This window comes from Acidovorax sp. GW821-FHT10E03 (genome assembly GCF_059415205.1).
In genome coordinates this window covers 328,565-345,737 of sequence record NZ_JBWKMU010000003.1, presented here as the reverse complement: position 1 = coordinate 345,737, position 17,173 = coordinate 328,565, and the positions used below count along the sequence as shown (strand labels likewise).

Below are 17,173 nucleotides of genomic sequence, written 5' to 3'. Positions count from 1 at the left end.
CATTCCGGAGGGCACCCGCCACGCAGACATCTTCGGGGCGGAACCGGGGTATTACATACTGAAATCCCCGGCACCAAAAAGTGGCGTTTGACAAAAGACCGCGCAAGGGAGGAAGCGCGGGGTGCTCCGTTTGGCCGCGCGCATGGCCTGTGTTGCACGGGGCCAACGTCCGCCTCGGATAATGCGTGGCTTCATGACCGAATCCGCGCCTCCCACTCCCCCCCGATCCGCCCCGCGAACCGCGCCGCTGCGCATCACCTTTCCCGAATCGTTGCCCGTATCTGGCAAGCGCGACGAGATCATGGAGGCCATCGAGAAGCACCAGGTCGTCATCGTCTGCGGCGAAACCGGCTCGGGCAAGACCACGCAGCTGCCCAAGATCGCGCTGGCCCTGGGCCGGGGCAAGTGCAATGCGCCCGCAGGCCAGAAGGGCCAGTTGATCGGCCACACTCAGCCGCGCCGCATCGCGGCCAGCAGCGTGGCCAAGCGCATCGCCGAAGAGCTGCAAACGCCGCTGGGCGACGTGGTGGGCTTCAAGGTGCGCTTCCAGGACCGGCTCTCGCGCGACGCCTCGGTCAAGCTCATGACGGACGGCATCCTGCTGGCCGAAACGCAGACCGATCCGCTGCTCAAGGCCTACGACACCATCATCATCGACGAGGCGCACGAGCGCAGCCTGAACATCGACTTCCTGCTGGGCTACATCCGTCAGATCCTGCCGCGCCGGCCGGACCTCAAGGTGGTGGTGACCTCGGCGACCATCGATGCAGACCGGTTTGCCAAGCACTTTGAGTCGGCCAAGGGGCCGGCGCCGATCATTTATGTCTCCGGCCGCACCTTTCCGGTGGAGCAGCGCTGGCGGCCGTTCGAGGACACGCGCGACTACGGCCTCAACGAAGCCATCGCCGATGGCGTGGATGAACTCTGGCAGGGCAATGCGGCCGGTGACATCCTGATCTTCCTGCCCGGCGAGCGCGAGATCCGCGAGGCCGCCGACCACCTGCGCAAACACCTGGCCCACCAGCCGGTGATGCGCAATGCCGAGGTGCTGCCGCTGTTCGCCCGCCTGTCGCAGGCCGAGCAGGACCGCATCTTCGACGGCCACACCGGCCGCCGCCTGGTGCTGGCGACCAATGTGGCCGAGACCTCGCTCACGGTGCCGGGCATCCGCTACGTGATCGACGCAGGCACGGCGCGCGTGAAACGCTATTCTTTCCGTAGCAAAGTGGAGCAGCTGCTGGTCGAGCCCATCAGCCAGGCGGCCGCCAACCAGCGCGCGGGCCGCTGCGGCCGGGTGGCCAACGGCATCTGCATCCGCCTGTACGACGAGGCGGACTTCAACGCCCGCCCGCGCTTCACCGACCCCGAAATCTTGCGGTCATCGCTGGCCGGCGTCATCCTGCGCATGAAGTCGCTGCACCTGGGCGACGTGGTGCAGTTCCCGTTCATCGAAGCACCCTCGGGCCGCGCCATTGCAGACGGCTACCAGCTGCTGGGCGAACTCGGCGCGGTGGACGAGGCCAACGAACTCACGCCCATGGGCGTGGAGCTGTCACGCCTGCCGCTCGACCCGCGCGTGGGCCGCATGATCATCGAGGCGCGCGACCGCAAGGCGCTCGATGAGGTGCTGGTGATCGCCAGCGCGCTGAGCGTGCAGGACGTGCGCGACCGGCCCATGGAAGCCCAGCAGCAGGCCGACCAGGCGCACGCCAAGTTCGACGACGAGAAAAGCGAGTTCAGCGGCTACCTCAAGCTGTGGAAGTGGATCAACGAGGCACGGGGCGGGGCGCCCACGCTGCCTTCTGCCCGCGCGCAGAAGGCCATGGCCCACCAGCGCGCACCGTCGCAGGCCCACCTGCCCGTGGCCCAGCGGCTGGTGGCCGCGGCGGCACCCGCGCCCGCGGTGGCCAGTGCCACCGCACCGGCGCCCACCCACAAGCTGAGCAACCGCCAGTACGAGCAGTTGCTGCGCCAGAACTTCATCAGCATCCGCCGCCTGCGCGAGTGGCGCGACATCCATACGCAGCTGCTCACCGTGGTCGCCGAGCACAAGTGGCCCATCAACACGCAGCCCGCCAGCTACGAGCAGCTGCACCTGTCCATGCTCGCCGGGCTGCTGGGCAACATCGGCGCGCGCAGCGAAGAGGAAGACTGGTACCTGGGCGCGCGCGGCATCAAGTTCTACAAGCACCCGGGCGCCCACTTGAACAAGAAGCCCGGCCGCTGGATCGTGGCGGCCGAGCTGGTGGAGACCACACGCCTGTTCGGGCGGGGCATCGCCGCCATCGAGCCGCAGTGGATCGAGCAGGTAGGTGGTCACCTGCTGCGCAAGCAGCTGCTCGACCCGCACTGGGAGAAGAAGTCGGCCGAGGTCACGGCGCTCGAACGGGCCACGCTCTACGGCCTGGTGGTCTACAACGGCCGGCGCATCAACTTCGGCAAGATCGACCCGCACGCCGCGCGCGAGATCTTCATCCGCGAGGCCCTGGTGGGGGGCAACTGGGAGAGCAAGCTGCCCTTCCTGGCCGCCAACCAGAAGCTCATCGCCAAGGTGGAGGAGCTCGAACACAAGTCGCGCCGCCAGGATGTGCTGGTGGACGACGAGCTGATCTATGCCTTCTACGACCAGCAGCTGCCACCCGACGTGTGCAGCGGCCATGGCTTCGAGGCCTGGTACCGCGAGGCCTCCCGCCAGCAGCCCGATCTGCTCAAGCTCACGCGCGAAGAGCTCATGCGCCACGAGGCGGCCGGCATCACCAGCAACGCGTTTCCCAAGACCGTGCGCCTGGGCGGCGTGGACTGCGCCGCCAGCTACCTGCACGAGCCCGGCGATGCGCGCGACGGCATCACCGTGACCATCCCGCTCTTCGTGCTCAACCAGGTGAGCGACGAGCGCTGCGAATGGCTGGTGCCCGGCATGCTCAAGGACAAGATCCAGGCGCTGCTCAAAAGCCTGCCACAGCGCCCACGCAGCCGCTTCGTGCCACTGCCCGAGTCCGCTACCCGCCTGGCCGAGCTGCTGGGCACGCCCGAACGTTTTGGCACCGGCAGCCTGACCGATGTGCTGCTCAAGCAGGTGCGCGACGAGACCTCGCTCGATGTGAAGCGGGCGGACTTCAAGCTCGATATGCTCAGTCCGCACCTGTTCATGAACTTCCGCGTGGTGGACGAGCATGGCCGCCAGCTCGGCCATGGCCGCAACCTGGGCGCGCTGAAAGCGGAGTGGGGCGCCAAGGCGCGCGGGGCATTCCAGGCGCTGGCGGGACTCAAGCTCGGCGGCGCGGCGGCAGAGGGTGCGAAATCTGATTCAAATATGCCTCCAGCGCTTGATGGTAAAGCGCAAGCAGCTATTAAATCAGGAGTAAGAGGTGCCGCGCAGCCTGCCCAGCCTGCGAAACCCGCCAGCGCCACGCCGTCGGCCCCCGCAGGCCAGCGCTACACCACCTGGACGTTCGGCGAGCTGCCCGAGCTGATGGAGATCAAGAAGGCGGGCCAGACGCTGATCGGCTTCCCAGCGCTCATCGATGGCGGTGACACCGTGACCATCGAAGTGTTTGACGAGCCCGAGGTGGCAGCGGCCAAACACCGCGCGGGCCTGCGCCGCCTGTTCGCTCTGCAGATCAAGGACGCGCTCAAGTACCTGGAAAAGAACATTCCCGACCTGCAGAAGATGGCGGTGGCCTACATGCCGCTGGGTACGCAGGAAGAGCTGCGCACCCAGATCATCGACGTGGCGTTGGACCGGGCCTTTCTGCTCGACCCGCTGCCCACCGACGAGTTCGCCTTCAAGCGCCGCGTGGAGGAAGGCCGGGGCCGCCTCACGCTGATCGCCAACGAAGTGGCGCGCCTGGCCGCCACCATCCTCACCGAATACGCGGCGGCCGCCCGCAAGATCAAGGACACCAAGAACGCCCCCGAGGCCACGCAAGACGCGCAGCAGCAGCTGCAGCGCCTGGTGCCCAAGAACTTCATTGCGGCCGCCCCGTGGACACAGCTGGCGCACTATGCCCGCTACCTCAAGGCCATCACGCTGCGCCTGGATAAATACCGCGCCGACCCTGCCCGCGACGCTGCCAAGCTGGCCGAGCTGCGCCCGCAAGAGCAGCGCTACTGGCGCCTGGTGGCCGAGCGCAAGGGGCAGGTTGATGTGCGCATGCAAGAGCTGCGCTGGCTGCTGGAGGAGCTGCGCGTGAGCTTCTTCGCCCAGGAACTGCGCACGCCGCAGCCGGTGAGCGTGAAGCGGCTGGACAAGCTGTGGGCGCAGGTCAATAGCTGACGGCCGGGGCCGGTGGAGCCGGTTCCGGCGGGCACCTGCCGCCATTTCAGGTGCGAGAGCAGGGCCTCATGCCCTGAACCAGATCTTGAGGGCCACGTACATCGTGTAGCCCAGGGCGAGCACCATCCACACCACAAAAAACAGGTTGGCCCAGTACTGGCCGGAATGCTCTGCCAAGGTGTAGATCTGGCCTGCGCAGCCTTTCCCGACGCACGGAATCTTGCCCAGCACCAGGGCGCGCAGGGCCTCGAACAACAGATAACACGCCACACCGCCGATGAGCACAAAACCGACGGGCCCGACAGGCGGCTTGGTGAACTCATCGTTCTCGTCGCGCAGGCCCTTGTCGATCAGTTTCTGTCCATACCTGTACCAGGCGTATCCGACCAGGAGCATCAGGGCGTAGTAAGTGGCGGTGAGCATGCGTCAACTCGTCGTTGCTGGAAGGGAAACAATGCGGCTTCGCAAGGATGGTATCCGAGACATCCTCATTCCCCGGCGGCCCCCGCTGCGTGTCCGCTGCCCGTGCGGCGCGGCGCCTCGGCGTCACATGCGCGACCCGGCATCAGTGGCATCCCCAATGCCACGCGGGTGCAGGGCCTCTAGGCTGCGGGTTCAAAGGAACCGAATCACCCATGCGCCCTCACTACAAGTTCTGGCCCCAGCGTCTGCCCCGCTCCATCACCCTGCCGTCCACCTCGCTGTGGGACAACCTGGCCATCAGTGCCCGCCGGTATCCGGACAAGACGGCCCTGGTGTTCTTTGGTGCTTCGCTGAGCTACCGCGCCCTGCTCGAAGGCGCCGAGCGCCTGGCGGCGAAACTGGTGGCCCTGGGGGTGCAGCGTGGCGACCGCGTGGTGCTGTGCATGCAGAACTGCCCGCAACTGGTGATGGCGCACTTCGCCATCCTGCGTGCCAATGCGGTGGTGGTGCCGGTCAACCCGATGAACCGGGCGGAAGAACTCAAGCACTACATCACCGATCCCGACACCCGGGTGGCCTTCACCACGGGCGACCTGGCTCCGGAGATGGCCAAGGCAAGCAACGCGCTGCCAGCGGGCGAACGCCTGACACACCTGGTGGTGACGCAATTCACGGATGCGTTCGATGCGCAGGTGACGGGCACGGATGCGCCGCCCGAGGCCTGGCGGGAGTGGCTGGGCACGCGCCACCCGCTGCCTGCCCTGGAGGGCGGCCAGGCCCATGCCTGGACGGACGCCCTGGCCTGCGCGGAGGCCCCCCCGGAGCTGGTGGTCGGGCCAGACGACCTGGCGCTGCTGCCCTACACCAGCGGCACCACGGGCCTGCCCAAGGGCTGCATGCACCTGCACCGCAGCATCATGCACAACGCGGCGGCTGGCGCCCTGTGGGGCACGGGTTCGGTGGACAACGTGACGCTGGCCGTGGTGCCCATGTTCCACATCACCGGCATGGTGAGCGTGATGCACACCGCCATCTACTGCGCCGCCACCCTGGTCATCATGCCCCGCTGGGAGCGCGACCTGGCCGGGCGCCTCATCTCGCGCTACCAGGTCACCAACTGGACCAACATCCCCACCATGGTCATCGACCTGCTGGGCAGCCCGAACTTCGCAAGCTACGACCTCTCCAGCCTGGTCTACATTGGCGGCGGCGGCGCGGCGATGCCGCAGGCCGTGGCGCAGCGTTTGCTCGAACAGTACGGACTGCGCTACTCGGAGGGCTACGGCCTCACCGAAACGGCCGCGCCCTCGCACTCGAACCCGCCCGACCACCCCAAGCAGCAGTGCCTGGGCATCCCGTTCATGAGCACCGATGCGCGGGTGGTCGATCCCGACACGCTGCAGGAAGTGCCCGTCGGCGAACAGGGTGAGATCATCATCCATGGCCCCGAGGTGTTCGAGGGCTACTGGAAGCGCCCGGATGCCACCGCCTCGGCCTTCATCGAGTTCGAGGGCAAGCGCTTCTTCCGCTCGGGCGACCTGGGCCGCATGGACGAGGACGGCTACTTCTTCCTGACCGACCGCTTGAAGCGCATGATCAACGCGAGCGGCTTCAAGGTCTGGCCGGCGGAGGTCGAGGCGCTGATGTTCCGCCACCCCGCCATCCAGGAGGCCTGCATCATCTCCGCCAAGGACAGCTACCGGGGCGAGACCGTGAAGGCCGTGGTGGTGCTGCGCGCATCGCACAAGGACACCACCGAACAGCAGATCATCGACTGGTGCCGCGAGAACATGGCGGTGTACAAGGTGCCGCGCATCGTGCAGTTCGTGAATGCACTGCCCAAGAGCGGCAGCGGCAAGGTGATGTGGAGGCAGCTGCAGGAGCTGGAAGCGGGCTGAAAAAAATAGCCCGCACGGGGCGGGCTAAATCATTGCATCACTCGCACAGGGAGGGGCGAAACCGCCAGGGATTTGACGGTAGGTGCATCCTAGGTCCGATTCTGGCCGCCCGCCCGCCCGTGTGCGGCCCAACCGTGAAATAAGTCCGGTTTGGATGGGGCAGCGACCCTTGCCAGGGTCAGAGCCTCGAAGGCTCGGGGGCAGCGGTGATGGAGCCGCTGGCAGGCGCGGGTGGAGCTCAGATGCCCACGATCGCGGCGGCCAGCGCCACGGCGATCAGCTGGATCCCGAAGAAAATCACGACGATTGGCATGGCCATCCCCTTTGATGAAGCAAGGATGCTAGGTGTGCGTACTCCAGGCCGGAGTGCGACAACAGCGAAGGACCGCGTAGGCGGTTTCCTACGGTAAGACCGGTATGGATGGCGCGGGATTTGTTACAAAAATCCGAATGGCAACAATATCGGCAGGGGTTTACGCGGCTGCCAGCGGGGCGCCCAGCCGCGCTGGTGCTTCATTTGGGGCCCCTGGCTGCCCGGCCCGCAAGGTTGTAGCTTCGTGTATCAATCCTTGAACCCCGGGGGCTCGCGCCGCACAATGTTCCTTCATTCACGCCGGAGGCCGCCATGCCAATGGAGTATCTAAGGGAGCTGGAGCGCGATGCGCTTCCCCTGATTGAATCGGACGTGGTCAACATCGACAAGCTGCGCGTGTTGCGTGCGGCCGGTATGGTGGAAGTGCAGCTCCCGCCCGTCGATTCGCCACAGCAGAAGGCGCAGGTGCTGTACATCACCGGCCTGGGTTGCGCGACGCTCAGAGCCTATCGATCCCGCGTGAGGGCGCCCCGCCCGGAGGCGCACACCGATCTGGAGGCTTCATACGACTGATGGGCCGTGCCACGTATCCGGCCTCATGCCCGTAAACCCCGCTCGGAGTCACTGTCCTACAAATTGATGCGCCGCACCAGAAGTGCCGCGGCCGCGCTGCGTAAATACGATGGGCCATCCGTATTTACTGGCACGGCCAGGTGAAAGGCGCATATGAGCAGTTGGTACAAATTGGCACTCGGCAATGATGATCAGGCCTTTGAGCCCACGCTGCGCATTCAGCAGATGTTCATGTCGAAGTTCCTGATGTGCCCCCCGGGGTCCGGCAGGGCGCTCTTTTCCTGCTATGACAAGGAAAAGGACAATCTCTGGCTCTATTTCTCTCCCGCCGCCCAAGACATAGCCTTGCGCGTCTATGCCGAGCCCTGCGATCCGCCGACGGCCCTGGACTGCATCGGCCTTCTAGCGGGCGAGGGCGATGCCCTGGGGATCGGGGAATCCCCGCTGCTGGCAAAGGCCGCCTGACGGCGCCCAGGGCTTTGCGATCCTGCCGGCGGGGCGGCGCCCGCATCCACGTCAGTGTTGTCCTACACCTGTCTTCACGGGGTTCCGACATGCGTGTGTTCGGGCCCATGCCTCAATCACCACGGGGCCAGTGCGGCGCCCGTGCGAGGAGTTCAGCATGTTTTCTTTCGATCCCCCATCCCATCATCTAGAAGCGTGGCCAGAAGCGCCTGCCTTGCAAATGGGGCAGCCGATGGAGCGGGTTTTCCAGCGCCAGCAAACCGACGATCTCGCGCCTTGGCGGGGAGACAGCCATGGCATGGAGCGGGAATTACAGTTTGCAGACTTGGAATACCGCGAACCCCAGGCGATGGGTTGACGACGGGACTGGGTGCGCCCCGGGTGCGTGCAGCGAGAAACCATGCGGGTGTTGACACTGCACATTCGGCCCGAGGGCGCCGCGCAATACCTGGCCCGGGTGTTTGACGGAAAGGTCCTGGTCGGCACCCCCACCCTGCATGCCGAAATTGACGAGGCCATCGAGGCCTATGGCCACGCCGACGGGTTCCCCGGCGTAACCGCCTTCAACATCTGGTATGGCGGGGGCAGCGTGGGCACGGTTCCGCTCATCCAGATGCGCACCGACGCCGTGGAGCTGTCGAACCGGCTGGTGGTGTTGTCCGCCGTCCTGCGCTGAGATTCCGCCTGTCTCGATCTGGCTGCTGCACCCCACCTGCGGGCGCGGCTTGAAGCGCTCCAAAAGGACCTGGGCCTTTGCCAGCGCCTTATCCCGCGAAACAAAATGAAATAAACCGAAACTGCGTCGAGACCACTCCCGAAGCACCTGCCGGCACCATCAGGGCCATGTTCAACACCGTCCCGAAAGGACTGATCATGAAACCCTGGATCAAGAGAACGCTGGTAGGAATCTTTGGCGCATCCATCATGGTAGGTGGTCTGACGGCCTGTTCCAGTGGAGCCCACCGCCACGGGCCCATGAGCCCGGAGAAAATGGCGGAGGTGCGCGCCAAGGTGGTCGACCGGGTCAGCGGCAAGCTGGACCTGAACGATGCGCAGAAGCAAAAGCTCAATGTGCTGGCGGACAGGATGGAGGCACAGCGCACGGCCTTCCTGGGCAAGACAGCCGATCCGCGCGCGGAAGTGCAGGCCATCGTCGCGGGCGACAAGTTCGACCGTGCACGCGCGCAGAGCCTGCTGGAGGAGAAGACCCGCGCGGTACAGGCGAACAGCCCTGAAGTGATCAATGCGCTGGCGGACTTCTACGACAGCCTGAATCCGGACCAGCAGCAGAAGGTGCGCGAGCTGATGCAGCGGCGCAGGGGCTGGATGGCGCGCGGCTGAGGCAGGAGCATTTTCCATGTCACCGATGCTGGATCCCATCCACCACTTGACGCAGGAAGTGCGCATGCACGGCCCTGTGCTGCTGGCAGGCATGCCCGAGCCCCATGACGAGTTGATGTCGCTGGTATGGGGGCCGCGCTTTGACAGGGAGCATGCGCTCGGGCTCGTGGCGCGCCAGCCCGCTGCCGCCGCGCCCGCCCTGCCTGCGCTGCTCGCGGCCGCGGACGCCTTCGATGCGCTGCACCTGCCTGCGCAGCACCGCCTGCGGGAGCTCATCCGGCGGCACCGCGCATTGCTTGCTCCGCCGGTGGCCGGCAGCGGCCTGCCAATGTAAGAATCGCGCATGCACCGCATCCTGCTCATTGACGACGACGCCCAGCTGGGTCCGCCGCTTGCCATCTATTTCCAGCGTTTCGAGCTGGAGCTGGTCCATGCGCTCAAGCCCAGCGAAGGCCTGGCCCGGCTCGGGGCGGGCGGCTTTGATGCCGCCATCCTTGATGTCATGCTGCCCGAGATGGACGGCTTTGAACTGTGCCGCACCATCCGCAAGCAGGGGGACCTGCCCATCGTGATGCTCACGGCCAGGGGTGAGGTGATGGACCGCGTGGTGGGCCTGGAGCTGGGTGCCGACGACTACCTGCCCAAGCCTTTCGAGCCGCGCGAGCTGGTGGCCCGGCTGCAGACCGTGCTGCGCCGCAGCCGCGCGCCGGGGCAGGGCGGCGATTCGGGGACGCTGGAGTTTGAAGGCCTCAGCATTGATGCCGCGCGCCGCAGCGTGCTGCGACAAGGGGGCATCGTCGAGCTGACCGGCACCGAATTCGACCTGCTGCATCTGCTGGCACGCGAACCGGGCAAGGTGTTCAGCCGCGATGACATCCTGAACCAGTTGCGCGGGCACGAGGCCGAGCTGTACACCCGCGCCGTCGATATCGTGGTGAGCCGCCTGCGCAAGAAGCTGGAACCGCTCGACTGCATCAAGACCTTGCGCAACGCGGGCTACTCGCTGGCCCTGCGGCGGGCGGCGCCATGAGGTTCTGGCGGCGTTCGCGTCCTGGCGAGGGGGCCGAAGACGGGCACGATTGCCCCTGGCACCGCCGCGCGCGGCGCGCGGTCGGGTATTCGCTGCGCATCCGGCTGGTGCTAGTGTTCATGGCGCTCGCGGTGACGGTGGCCGTCACCTTCATGGGCGGAGTGCAAAAGGCGGTGTCCGTGGGCTGGCGCGAGGCGGCCAGGCCCCTGCTGATGGACTACGTGGACCGCCTCGCGGACGAGATCGGCAGCCCGCCCAGCATCGAGCGGGCGAAGGCCATCGCGAGCCGGTTGCCGGTCACGCTGCGCATTGACGGGCCGGTGGTCCACTGGGAATCCCACCCCGATCAGCCGCGCAGCGACTGGATGAGCGACAAGTTCCAGCGCGAGGAGCACTGGAACGGCCATGGCAGCGACGACCAGGGCCGCCGGCTCCTGCAGCGCACCACGGCGGACGGACACAGCATCGAGTTCGGGCTCAATGCGCTGTCCTGGGAAAAGCGCCCGCGCATTGCGTGGGGCACGCTCACGGTGCTGTTGCTGCTCACCGCGCTGGCCTATGTGTACGTGCGGCATCTGCTGCGCCCGCTCGACGACATCCGCCGGGGCGCGCAGCGGTTTGGCGAAGGCAATTTCGCCCAGGCGATCCCCGTGCGGCATGCCCACCGGCCCGACGAGCTGGGGCAACTGGCGGCCACCATCAATACCATGGGGGATGACATCCACCAGATGCTGGAGGCCAAGCGGGCCCTGCTGCTGGCCATGAGCCATGAATTGCGCAGCCCCCTGACCCGCGCCCGCCTGAACACCGAGCTGCTGCCCGAGACCGCCGACGTGCAGGCCCAGCGGCAGGCCCTGATGCGCGACCTGAGTGAAATGGCCGGACTCATCACCGACCTGCTCGAAAGCGAGCGCCTGGCTGGACGCCACGCCGCCCTGCACCGCGAGCCCGTGGACCTGGCTGCGCTGGCGCGGGAGGTGGTGGCCGAGCTCGGTGGCCGCCATGCCGGCGCGGCGGGGATCACCCTCCATGCACAGCAGGGCATGCCGCCGCTGTCGCTTGACCGCTCCCGCATGCGCCTGCTGCTGCGCAACCTGCTGGACAACAGCCTGCGCCACAGCAGCGATCCGGCCGCGCCGCCGCCCGAGTTGCATCTGCGCCTCGCGGCGCAGACGCTCGAACTGGAGGTGCGCGACCACGGACCGGGTGTTCCCCCAGAGCACCTGCCGCACCTGGCGCAGGCGTTCTACCGGCCCGACACGGCGCGGCAGCGCACCACCGGCGGCGTGGGCCTGGGCCTGTACCTGTGCCGGCTGGTGGCACAGGCGCACGGCGGCACGCTGCAGATGCGCAACGCCGGGCCCGGCCTTTCGGTCACGGTGCGCCTGCCGATCGTCGCCTGAGCTGGGTGCCCCCGCGGCCCCCCGGCCTGCCGAGGGCGCCGCACTGCACCGCGATGGTGCGTTGGCGTGGCGCGGTGTTTTTCTTCGTACGATTTCGCGAAGCGCGAAATGGATGCCAGACCGGCGTGGGCATATACCTGCCATGGATGGTTTGCTATCAATTTCTGATTTTCCCCTGCGGTCGCCGGCGTGGGGTACTTACGTTGGCCTCATTCTTGCTCAAACTGGCTACCGGCCCCTTTTGGGGACTCTTTAGCGTTTACCCTGTATATACAGGTATGCTGCGGCTGTCATCATGGCGGCTGGAATGCGGGTGCGACCCGGCCGGGATGGGCTAAGGTACTTTCTTCAAACAGGAGCAGATGATGACTCGATCGGTTGTGAAATGGACGTCGCTGGCAGCGGCAACGGCATGCGTGATGGCCCTGGCCGCCCCGGCCCAGGCGCAGGAAACCAAGATTGTGCTGGGCATGTCCGGCTGGACGGGTTTCGCGCCGCTCACCCTGGCCGACAAGGCGGGCATCTTCAAGAAGAACGGCCTGGATGTGGAGATCAAGATGATCCCGCAGAAGGACCGCCACCTGGCCCTGGCCTCCAAGTCCATCCAGTGCGCCGCCACCACCGTCGAGACGCATGTGGCCTGGAACGCCAACGGCGTGCCCATCGTGCAGATCTTCCAGATGGACAAGTCCTACGGCGCCGACGGCATCGCGGTGCGGGGCGACATCAAGGGCTTTGCCGACTTGAAGGGCAAGACCATCGGCGTGGATGCTCCCGGCACCGCCCCGTACTTCGGCCTGGCCTGGATGCTCAGCAAGAACGGCATGAGCCTCAAGGACGTGAAGACCACCACGCTGTCGCCCCAGGCGGCCGCGCAGGCCTTCGTGGCCGGCCAGAACGATGCCGCCATGACGTACGAGCCCTATCTTTCCACCGTGCGCGACAACCCTGCCGCCGGCAAGATCCTGGCCACCACGCTCGACTACCCCATGGTGATGGACACCGTCGGCTGCGACCCCACCTGGCTCAAGGCCAACGGCAAGGCCGCGCAGGCCCTGGCCAATTCGTACTTCCAGGCGCTTGACATGATCAAGGCCGACCCCACCAAGTCCAACGAGATCATGGGCGCGGCCGTCAAGCAGACGGGCGAGCAGTTCGCCAAGTCGTCGTCCTTCCTGCGCTGGCAGGACAAGGCCGCCAACCAGAAGTTCTTCGCGGGCGAACTGACCACGTTCATGAAGGATGCCACCGGCATCCTGCTGGAGGCCGGCATCATCCGCAAGGCGCCTGAAGATCTGGCCGCCACCTTCGACGCGAGCTTCATCAAGTAACAACTGAGTTTTTCCGAGCCAAAGAAGAGCGCGCCATGTCTGCAGTGCAACCCCTGTCCGTTACCGAGTCCCACGCTCCCGTGCGCCGGCGCTCGCTGGCTCCCCTGGAGCCCGTGAGCAGCCGTGCCCGCTGGATGCTGGGGCTGGCCTTCTTCGTCGTGTTCGTGGCGGTGTGGGCGTTCTTCACGCTGGGCGGCTTCGTGTCGCCCACCTTCCTGGCCAGCCCCATCACCATGGCCAAGGAAGGCTGGCTGCTGTTCACCGAATACGGCTTCATCAAGGACATCGGCATGACCATCTGGCGCGTGGTCGGTGGCTTTGTGCTGGCCGCGGTGATCGCCGTGCCCCTGGGCATCGCCATGGGCGCCTACAAGGGCATCGAGGCGTTCTTCGAGCCCTTCGTCTCGTTCTGCCGCTACCTGCCCGCGTCGGCCTTCATTCCGCTGCTCATCCTGTGGGCCGGCATTGGCGAGACGCAGAAAATCCTGGTCATCTTCATCGGCTCGGTCTTCCAGATCACGCTGATGGTGGCCGTGACCGTGGGGGGCGCCCGGCGCGACCTCGTGGAGGCCGCCTACACGCTGGGCGCCGGCCACAAGGGCATCGTGACGCGCGTGCTCATCCCGGGCGCCGCGCCCGAGATCGCCGAGACCCTGCGCCTGGTGCTGGGCTGGGCCTGGACCTACGTGATCGTGGCCGAGCTGATCGGTTCTTCGAGCGGTATCGGCCACATGATCACCGACAGCCAGTCGCTGCTCAATACCGGCCAGATCATCTTCGGCATCATCATCATCGGCCTCATCGGGCTGGTGTCCGACTTCGCCTTCAAGGCGCTCAACCACCGTCTGTTTGCCTGGAGTTTTGTGCGATGAGCCGCGTATCCATCCAAGCCGTTTCGCGCGTCTTCGAGACCGCCAAGGGCCAGCGCACGCAGGCGCTGCAGCCGGTCGACTTCGAAGTGCAGGACAACGATTTCGTCACCATCCTGGGCCCCTCGGGCTGCGGCAAGTCCACGCTGCTGCGCATCGTCGCGGGGCTGGACCACGCCACCAGCGGCCGCGTGCTGCTCGACGGCGCACCCGTGGAAGGCCCGGGCGCCGAGCGCGGCATGGTGTTCCAGAGCTACACGCTGTTCCCCTGGCTCACCATCGAGCAGAACATCCGCTTCGGCCTGCGCGAGCGCGGCATGCCTGAAGCCCAGCAGAAGGAACGCGCCGCGTACTTCATCGCCAAGGTGGGCCTGCGCGGCTTCGAGCAGCACTTTCCCAAGCAGCTGTCGGGCGGCATGCAGCAGCGCACCGCGATTGCGCGTGCGCTGGCCAACGACCCCAAGATCCTGCTGATGGACGAGCCCTTCGGCGCGCTCGACAACCAGACCCGCGTGCTCATGCAGGAGCTGCTGCTGAGCATCTGGGAGGCCGAGCGCAAGACCGTGCTTTTCGTCACCCACGACATCGACGAGGCCATCTTCATGGCCAACCGCGTGGCCGTGTTCAGCGCGCGGCCCGGCCGCATCAAGACCGAGTTGGCGGTGGACCTGCCGCACCCGCGCCATTACACGATCAAGACCAGCCCCGAGTTCATGGACCTCAAGGCGCGCCTGACGGAAGAGATCCGCGCCGAATCCATGGCGGCCGATCTGCACTGAACGCCTTCGTCCCATGAGCGCCCGTCCTTCCCGCCGTCCCGCAGCAGCTGCCCCGCGCAGCGCGCCGCTTGCCGCTCCGGCCAGGGTGGTGGCGGCCGTGGCGGCGCCCGCACAGGCGATGGCGCTGTACGAGCAGATCAAGGACCATATCTCGCGCAAGATCCAGGAAGGCATCTGGCGCGCGGGCGACCGACTGCCGTCCGAGAATGAGCTGGTCACCCAGTTCGGCATCTCGCGCATGACGGTGAACCGCGCGCTGCGCGAACTGGTGGAGCAGGGCCGCATCGTGCGCGTGGCCGGCGTGGGCAGCTTCGTGGCGGAAGACAAGCCACAGTCCACGTTGCTGCAGATCGCCAACCTCGCGAGCGAAATCCGCCAGCGGGGGCACGACTACCGCTGCGACGTGCTGGCCGTGGAGCGCATCTCGGCCACGCTCGAAGTGGCGGCAGCGCTGGACCTGCGCACGGGGGAGTCGGTGTTCCACTCGCTGTGCGTCCACCGCGAGGACGGCCTGCCCGTGCAGCTGGAAGACCGCCACGTGAATCCGCGCCAGGTGCCCCAGTTCGCCGCGCAGGACTTCACGCTGCTGCAGCCCTCCGAATACCTGGTGCGCAACGTGCCGTTCGACCAGATCGAGCACGTGGTCGATGCCGTCATGCCCACCGCTGAGCAGGCCACGCTGCTGGAGATGTCGCCGCAGGAGCCCTGCCTGCTGCTCACCCGCCGCACCTGGTCGCGCGGGATTCCCATCACCGTGGTGCGTTGTTTGCACCCCGCGACCCGCTACCGCCTGGGCAGCCGCTTTAGAGCCGACGGCAACCCGGTCGCTGGTTGAACGCTTGCCTGAAGGGCCCGATTTTTTTACGCTTGTACCTACTTGTATATACAGGATCAATGCCATGACAAAAACCACCGCTTCCTCCCTGACCCTGCACCCCGGCCGGGTCACGCTGGCTGAATTGCGCAGCATCCACGCCGCGCCCGTGCAGCTGTCGCTGGACCCGTCCGCGCGTGCCCTCATGCAGGCGTCGCTGGCCACGGTGCAGCGCATCGTGGATGAAGACCAGGTGGTCTACGGCATCAACACCGGCTTCGGCAAGCTCGCCAGCACCAAGATCGCCCACGAGCGCCTCGCCGAGCTGCAGCGCAACCTGGTGCTGTCCCACAGCGTGGGCACGGGCGATGCGCTGCCCGATCCCGTGGTGCGCCTCATCCTGGCCACCAAGGCCATCAGCCTGGCGCGTGGGCATTCGGGCATCCGTCCCGAGATCGTGGATGCGCTGCTGGCCATGGCCAACGCCAACGTGCTGCCCGTGATTCCGGCCAAGGGTTCGGTGGGCGCGTCGGGCGACCTGGCGCCGCTGGCCCACCTGGCCTGCGTGTTGATCGGCGAAGGGCAGGCCAAGGTCGATGGCACGGTGGTGTCTGGGGCCGAGGCCATGCGCTCCATCGGCCTTGCGCCGTTCGTGCTGGGCCCCAAGGAAGGGCTGGCGCTGCTCAACGGCACGCAGGTATCCACCTCGCTCGCGCTGGCGGGGCTGTTCGGCGCGGAGAGCGTTTTCGCCGCCGCGCTGGTCGCAGGCTGCCTGTCGCTCGAGGCCATCAAGGGCTCGGTCAAGCCGTTTGACGCACGCATCCACGAGGCGCGCGGCCAGGCGGGGCAGATCGCCGTGGCGGCCGCCGTGCGCGCATTGCTGGATGGCAGCGCCATCGACCCTTCGCATCCCCACTGCGGCCGCGTGCAGGACCCGTACTCCATCCGCTGCGTGCCGCAGGTGATGGGCGCGTGCCTCGATAACCTGCACCACGCCGCGCGCGTGCTGGCCATCGAGGCGAACGCCGCGTCCGACAACCCCCTGGTATTCGACAACGGTGACGTGATCTCGGGCGGCAACTTCCACGCCGAGCCCGTGGCCTTCGTGGCGGACATCATCGCGCTGGCCGTGGCCGAGATCGGGGCCATCTCCGAGCGCCGACTGTCGCTGCTGCTCGACCCCGGCCTGTCGGGCCTGCCGGCCTTCCTGATCCGCGACAGCGGCGTGAACTCGGGCTTCATGATCGCCCAGGTCACCGCCGCCGCGCTGGCGGCCGAGAACCAGTGCCTGGCCAACCCCAGCAGCGTGACCAGCCTGCCCACGTCGGCCAACCAGGAAGACCACGTTTCCATGGCCACCTACGGCGCACGCCGCCTGGGCGACATGGTGCGCAATGCGGCGGTGATGGTGGGCATCGAGGCCATGGCCGCCGCGCAGGGCATGGAGTTCGACCGCAGCCTGAAATCTTCTGTGCTCATCGAAGACCAGTTCGCTGCCATCCGCCAGCGCGTGGCCTACCTGGAGCAAGACCGCTTCCTGGCCACCGACATCGAATCCATGCGCGAATGGGCCTCGGAGACGCCATGGCCCGCGCCGCTGCTGCAGTGCCTGCCCAGCCATTCCTGATTTTTCTTTCTTTCTTTCTTTTTCGCTTTTT

Annotated in this window: 16 protein-coding genes; 15 read left to right on the top strand and 1 reads right to left on the bottom strand. The window is 66.6% G+C overall.

Translation table 11 applies throughout. The features are described from left to right. Window positions 1–193 precede the first annotated feature (193 nt). Entirely contained in the window at window positions 194–4,276 is a 4,083-nt protein-coding gene (hrpA, locus tag AC07OD_RS07400; protein ID WP_494595871.1) for an ATP-dependent RNA helicase HrpA, read from the top strand. Window positions 4,277–4,342: 66 nt separating this feature from the next. Here the strand turns inward: hrpA and AC07OD_RS07395 are convergent, their stop codons facing one another. Next, complete coding sequence (locus tag AC07OD_RS07395) at window positions 4,343–4,699, bottom strand: hypothetical protein (RefSeq protein ID WP_494595869.1); 357 nt, start codon at window positions 4,697–4,699, stop codon at window positions 4,343–4,345. Between the two features lie 212 nt (window positions 4,700–4,911). On the opposite strand from AC07OD_RS07395, the gene AC07OD_RS07390 reads away from it, so the two are divergent. The 14 genes from AC07OD_RS07390 (at window position 4,912) to hutH (ending at window position 17,142) form a co-directional block, all read left to right on the top strand. After that, entirely contained in the window at window positions 4,912–6,597 is a 1,686-nt protein-coding gene (locus tag AC07OD_RS07390) for a long-chain fatty acid--CoA ligase (RefSeq protein WP_494595867.1), read from the top strand. A 625-nt stretch (window positions 6,598–7,222) separates the two neighbouring features. Further along, window positions 7,223–7,483: a hypothetical protein gene (locus AC07OD_RS07385; protein WP_218294721.1), complete on the top strand. Its 261-nt coding sequence runs from the start codon at window positions 7,223–7,225 to the stop codon at window positions 7,481–7,483. 153 nt (window positions 7,484–7,636) lie between these two features. Next, a complete protein-coding gene (locus tag AC07OD_RS07380; RefSeq protein WP_218294722.1) occupies window positions 7,637–7,948 on the top strand; it encodes a hypothetical protein in 312 nt (103 codons plus the stop codon). Window positions 7,949–8,105: 157 nt separating this feature from the next. Then, complete coding sequence (locus AC07OD_RS07375; protein ID WP_218294723.1) at window positions 8,106–8,306, top strand: hypothetical protein; 201 nt, start codon at window positions 8,106–8,108, stop codon at window positions 8,304–8,306. A 42-nt stretch (window positions 8,307–8,348) separates the two neighbouring features. Beyond that, window positions 8,349–8,624 (top strand): hypothetical protein, encoded by a 276-nt coding sequence (locus tag AC07OD_RS07370; protein WP_369642651.1) that lies wholly within the window; start codon window positions 8,349–8,351, stop codon window positions 8,622–8,624. Window positions 8,625–8,821: 197 nt separating this feature from the next. After that, the gene (locus tag AC07OD_RS07365; RefSeq protein WP_218294725.1) at window positions 8,822–9,289 is read left to right on the top strand and encodes a Spy/CpxP family protein refolding chaperone; all 468 of its coding nucleotides are present in this window, start codon (window positions 8,822–8,824) and stop codon (window positions 9,287–9,289) included. 16 nt (window positions 9,290–9,305) lie between these two features. Next, window positions 9,306–9,623, top strand: coding sequence for a hypothetical protein (locus tag AC07OD_RS07360; RefSeq protein ID WP_218294726.1), 318 nt, complete (start codon window positions 9,306–9,308; stop codon window positions 9,621–9,623). Window positions 9,624–9,632: 9 nt separating this feature from the next. Further along, on the top strand, window positions 9,633–10,319 hold the full coding sequence (locus AC07OD_RS07355; RefSeq protein ID WP_218341080.1) for a response regulator transcription factor: 687 nt from the start codon (window positions 9,633–9,635) through the stop codon (window positions 10,317–10,319). After that, complete coding sequence (locus AC07OD_RS07350) at window positions 10,316–11,722, top strand: sensor histidine kinase (protein WP_218294728.1); 1,407 nt, start codon at window positions 10,316–10,318, stop codon at window positions 11,720–11,722. Before AC07OD_RS07355 ends, AC07OD_RS07350 begins: the two co-directional genes overlap by 4 nt. A gap of 365 nt (window positions 11,723–12,087) precedes the next feature. Beyond that, window positions 12,088–13,053: an ABC transporter substrate-binding protein gene (locus AC07OD_RS07345; protein WP_218294729.1), complete on the top strand. Its 966-nt coding sequence runs from the start codon at window positions 12,088–12,090 to the stop codon at window positions 13,051–13,053. A gap of 35 nt (window positions 13,054–13,088) precedes the next feature. After that, on the top strand, window positions 13,089–13,925 hold the full coding sequence (locus tag AC07OD_RS07340) for an ABC transporter permease (RefSeq protein ID WP_492245387.1): 837 nt from the start codon (window positions 13,089–13,091) through the stop codon (window positions 13,923–13,925). Further along, entirely contained in the window at window positions 13,922–14,701 is a 780-nt protein-coding gene (locus tag AC07OD_RS07335) for an ABC transporter ATP-binding protein (RefSeq protein WP_218294731.1), read from the top strand. The genes AC07OD_RS07340 and AC07OD_RS07335 overlap by 4 nt, the downstream gene beginning before the upstream one ends. Window positions 14,702–14,714: 13 nt before the next feature. Then, the gene (gene hutC / locus AC07OD_RS07330) at window positions 14,715–15,536 is read left to right on the top strand and encodes a histidine utilization transcriptional repressor HutC (protein WP_218341083.1); all 822 of its coding nucleotides are present in this window, start codon (window positions 14,715–14,717) and stop codon (window positions 15,534–15,536) included. A gap of 64 nt (window positions 15,537–15,600) precedes the next feature. After that, window positions 15,601–17,142 carry a histidine ammonia-lyase gene (hutH, locus tag AC07OD_RS07325; RefSeq protein ID WP_494595861.1) on the top strand — a complete coding sequence of 514 codons (1,542 nt, stop codon included), beginning with the start codon at window positions 15,601–15,603 and terminating at the stop codon, window positions 17,140–17,142. Window positions 17,143–17,173 lie beyond the last annotated feature (31 nt).

Coding starts and splice junctions, on each gene's coding strand:
- hrpA (WP_494595871.1), top strand. CDS start 194: ATGACCGAATCCGCGCCTCCCACTCCCCCCCGATCCGCCCCGCGAACC.
- AC07OD_RS07395 (WP_494595869.1), bottom strand. CDS start 4,699: ATGCTCACCGCCACTTACTACGCCCTGATGCTCCTGGTCGGATACGCC.
- AC07OD_RS07390 (WP_494595867.1), top strand. CDS start 4,912: ATGCGCCCTCACTACAAGTTCTGGCCCCAGCGTCTGCCCCGCTCCATC.
- AC07OD_RS07385 (WP_218294721.1), top strand. CDS start 7,223: ATGCCAATGGAGTATCTAAGGGAGCTGGAGCGCGATGCGCTTCCCCTG.
- AC07OD_RS07380 (WP_218294722.1), top strand. CDS start 7,637: ATGAGCAGTTGGTACAAATTGGCACTCGGCAATGATGATCAGGCCTTT.
- AC07OD_RS07375 (WP_218294723.1), top strand. CDS start 8,106: ATGTTTTCTTTCGATCCCCCATCCCATCATCTAGAAGCGTGGCCAGAA.
- AC07OD_RS07370 (WP_369642651.1), top strand. CDS start 8,349: ATGCGGGTGTTGACACTGCACATTCGGCCCGAGGGCGCCGCGCAATAC.
- AC07OD_RS07365 (WP_218294725.1), top strand. CDS start 8,822: ATGAAACCCTGGATCAAGAGAACGCTGGTAGGAATCTTTGGCGCATCC.
- AC07OD_RS07360 (WP_218294726.1), top strand. CDS start 9,306: ATGTCACCGATGCTGGATCCCATCCACCACTTGACGCAGGAAGTGCGC.
- AC07OD_RS07355 (WP_218341080.1), top strand. CDS start 9,633: ATGCACCGCATCCTGCTCATTGACGACGACGCCCAGCTGGGTCCGCCG.
- AC07OD_RS07350 (WP_218294728.1), top strand. CDS start 10,316: ATGAGGTTCTGGCGGCGTTCGCGTCCTGGCGAGGGGGCCGAAGACGGG.
- AC07OD_RS07345 (WP_218294729.1), top strand. CDS start 12,088: ATGACTCGATCGGTTGTGAAATGGACGTCGCTGGCAGCGGCAACGGCA.
- AC07OD_RS07340 (WP_492245387.1), top strand. CDS start 13,089: ATGTCTGCAGTGCAACCCCTGTCCGTTACCGAGTCCCACGCTCCCGTG.
- AC07OD_RS07335 (WP_218294731.1), top strand. CDS start 13,922: ATGAGCCGCGTATCCATCCAAGCCGTTTCGCGCGTCTTCGAGACCGCC.
- hutC (WP_218341083.1), top strand. CDS start 14,715: ATGAGCGCCCGTCCTTCCCGCCGTCCCGCAGCAGCTGCCCCGCGCAGC.
- hutH (WP_494595861.1), top strand. CDS start 15,601: ATGACAAAAACCACCGCTTCCTCCCTGACCCTGCACCCCGGCCGGGTC.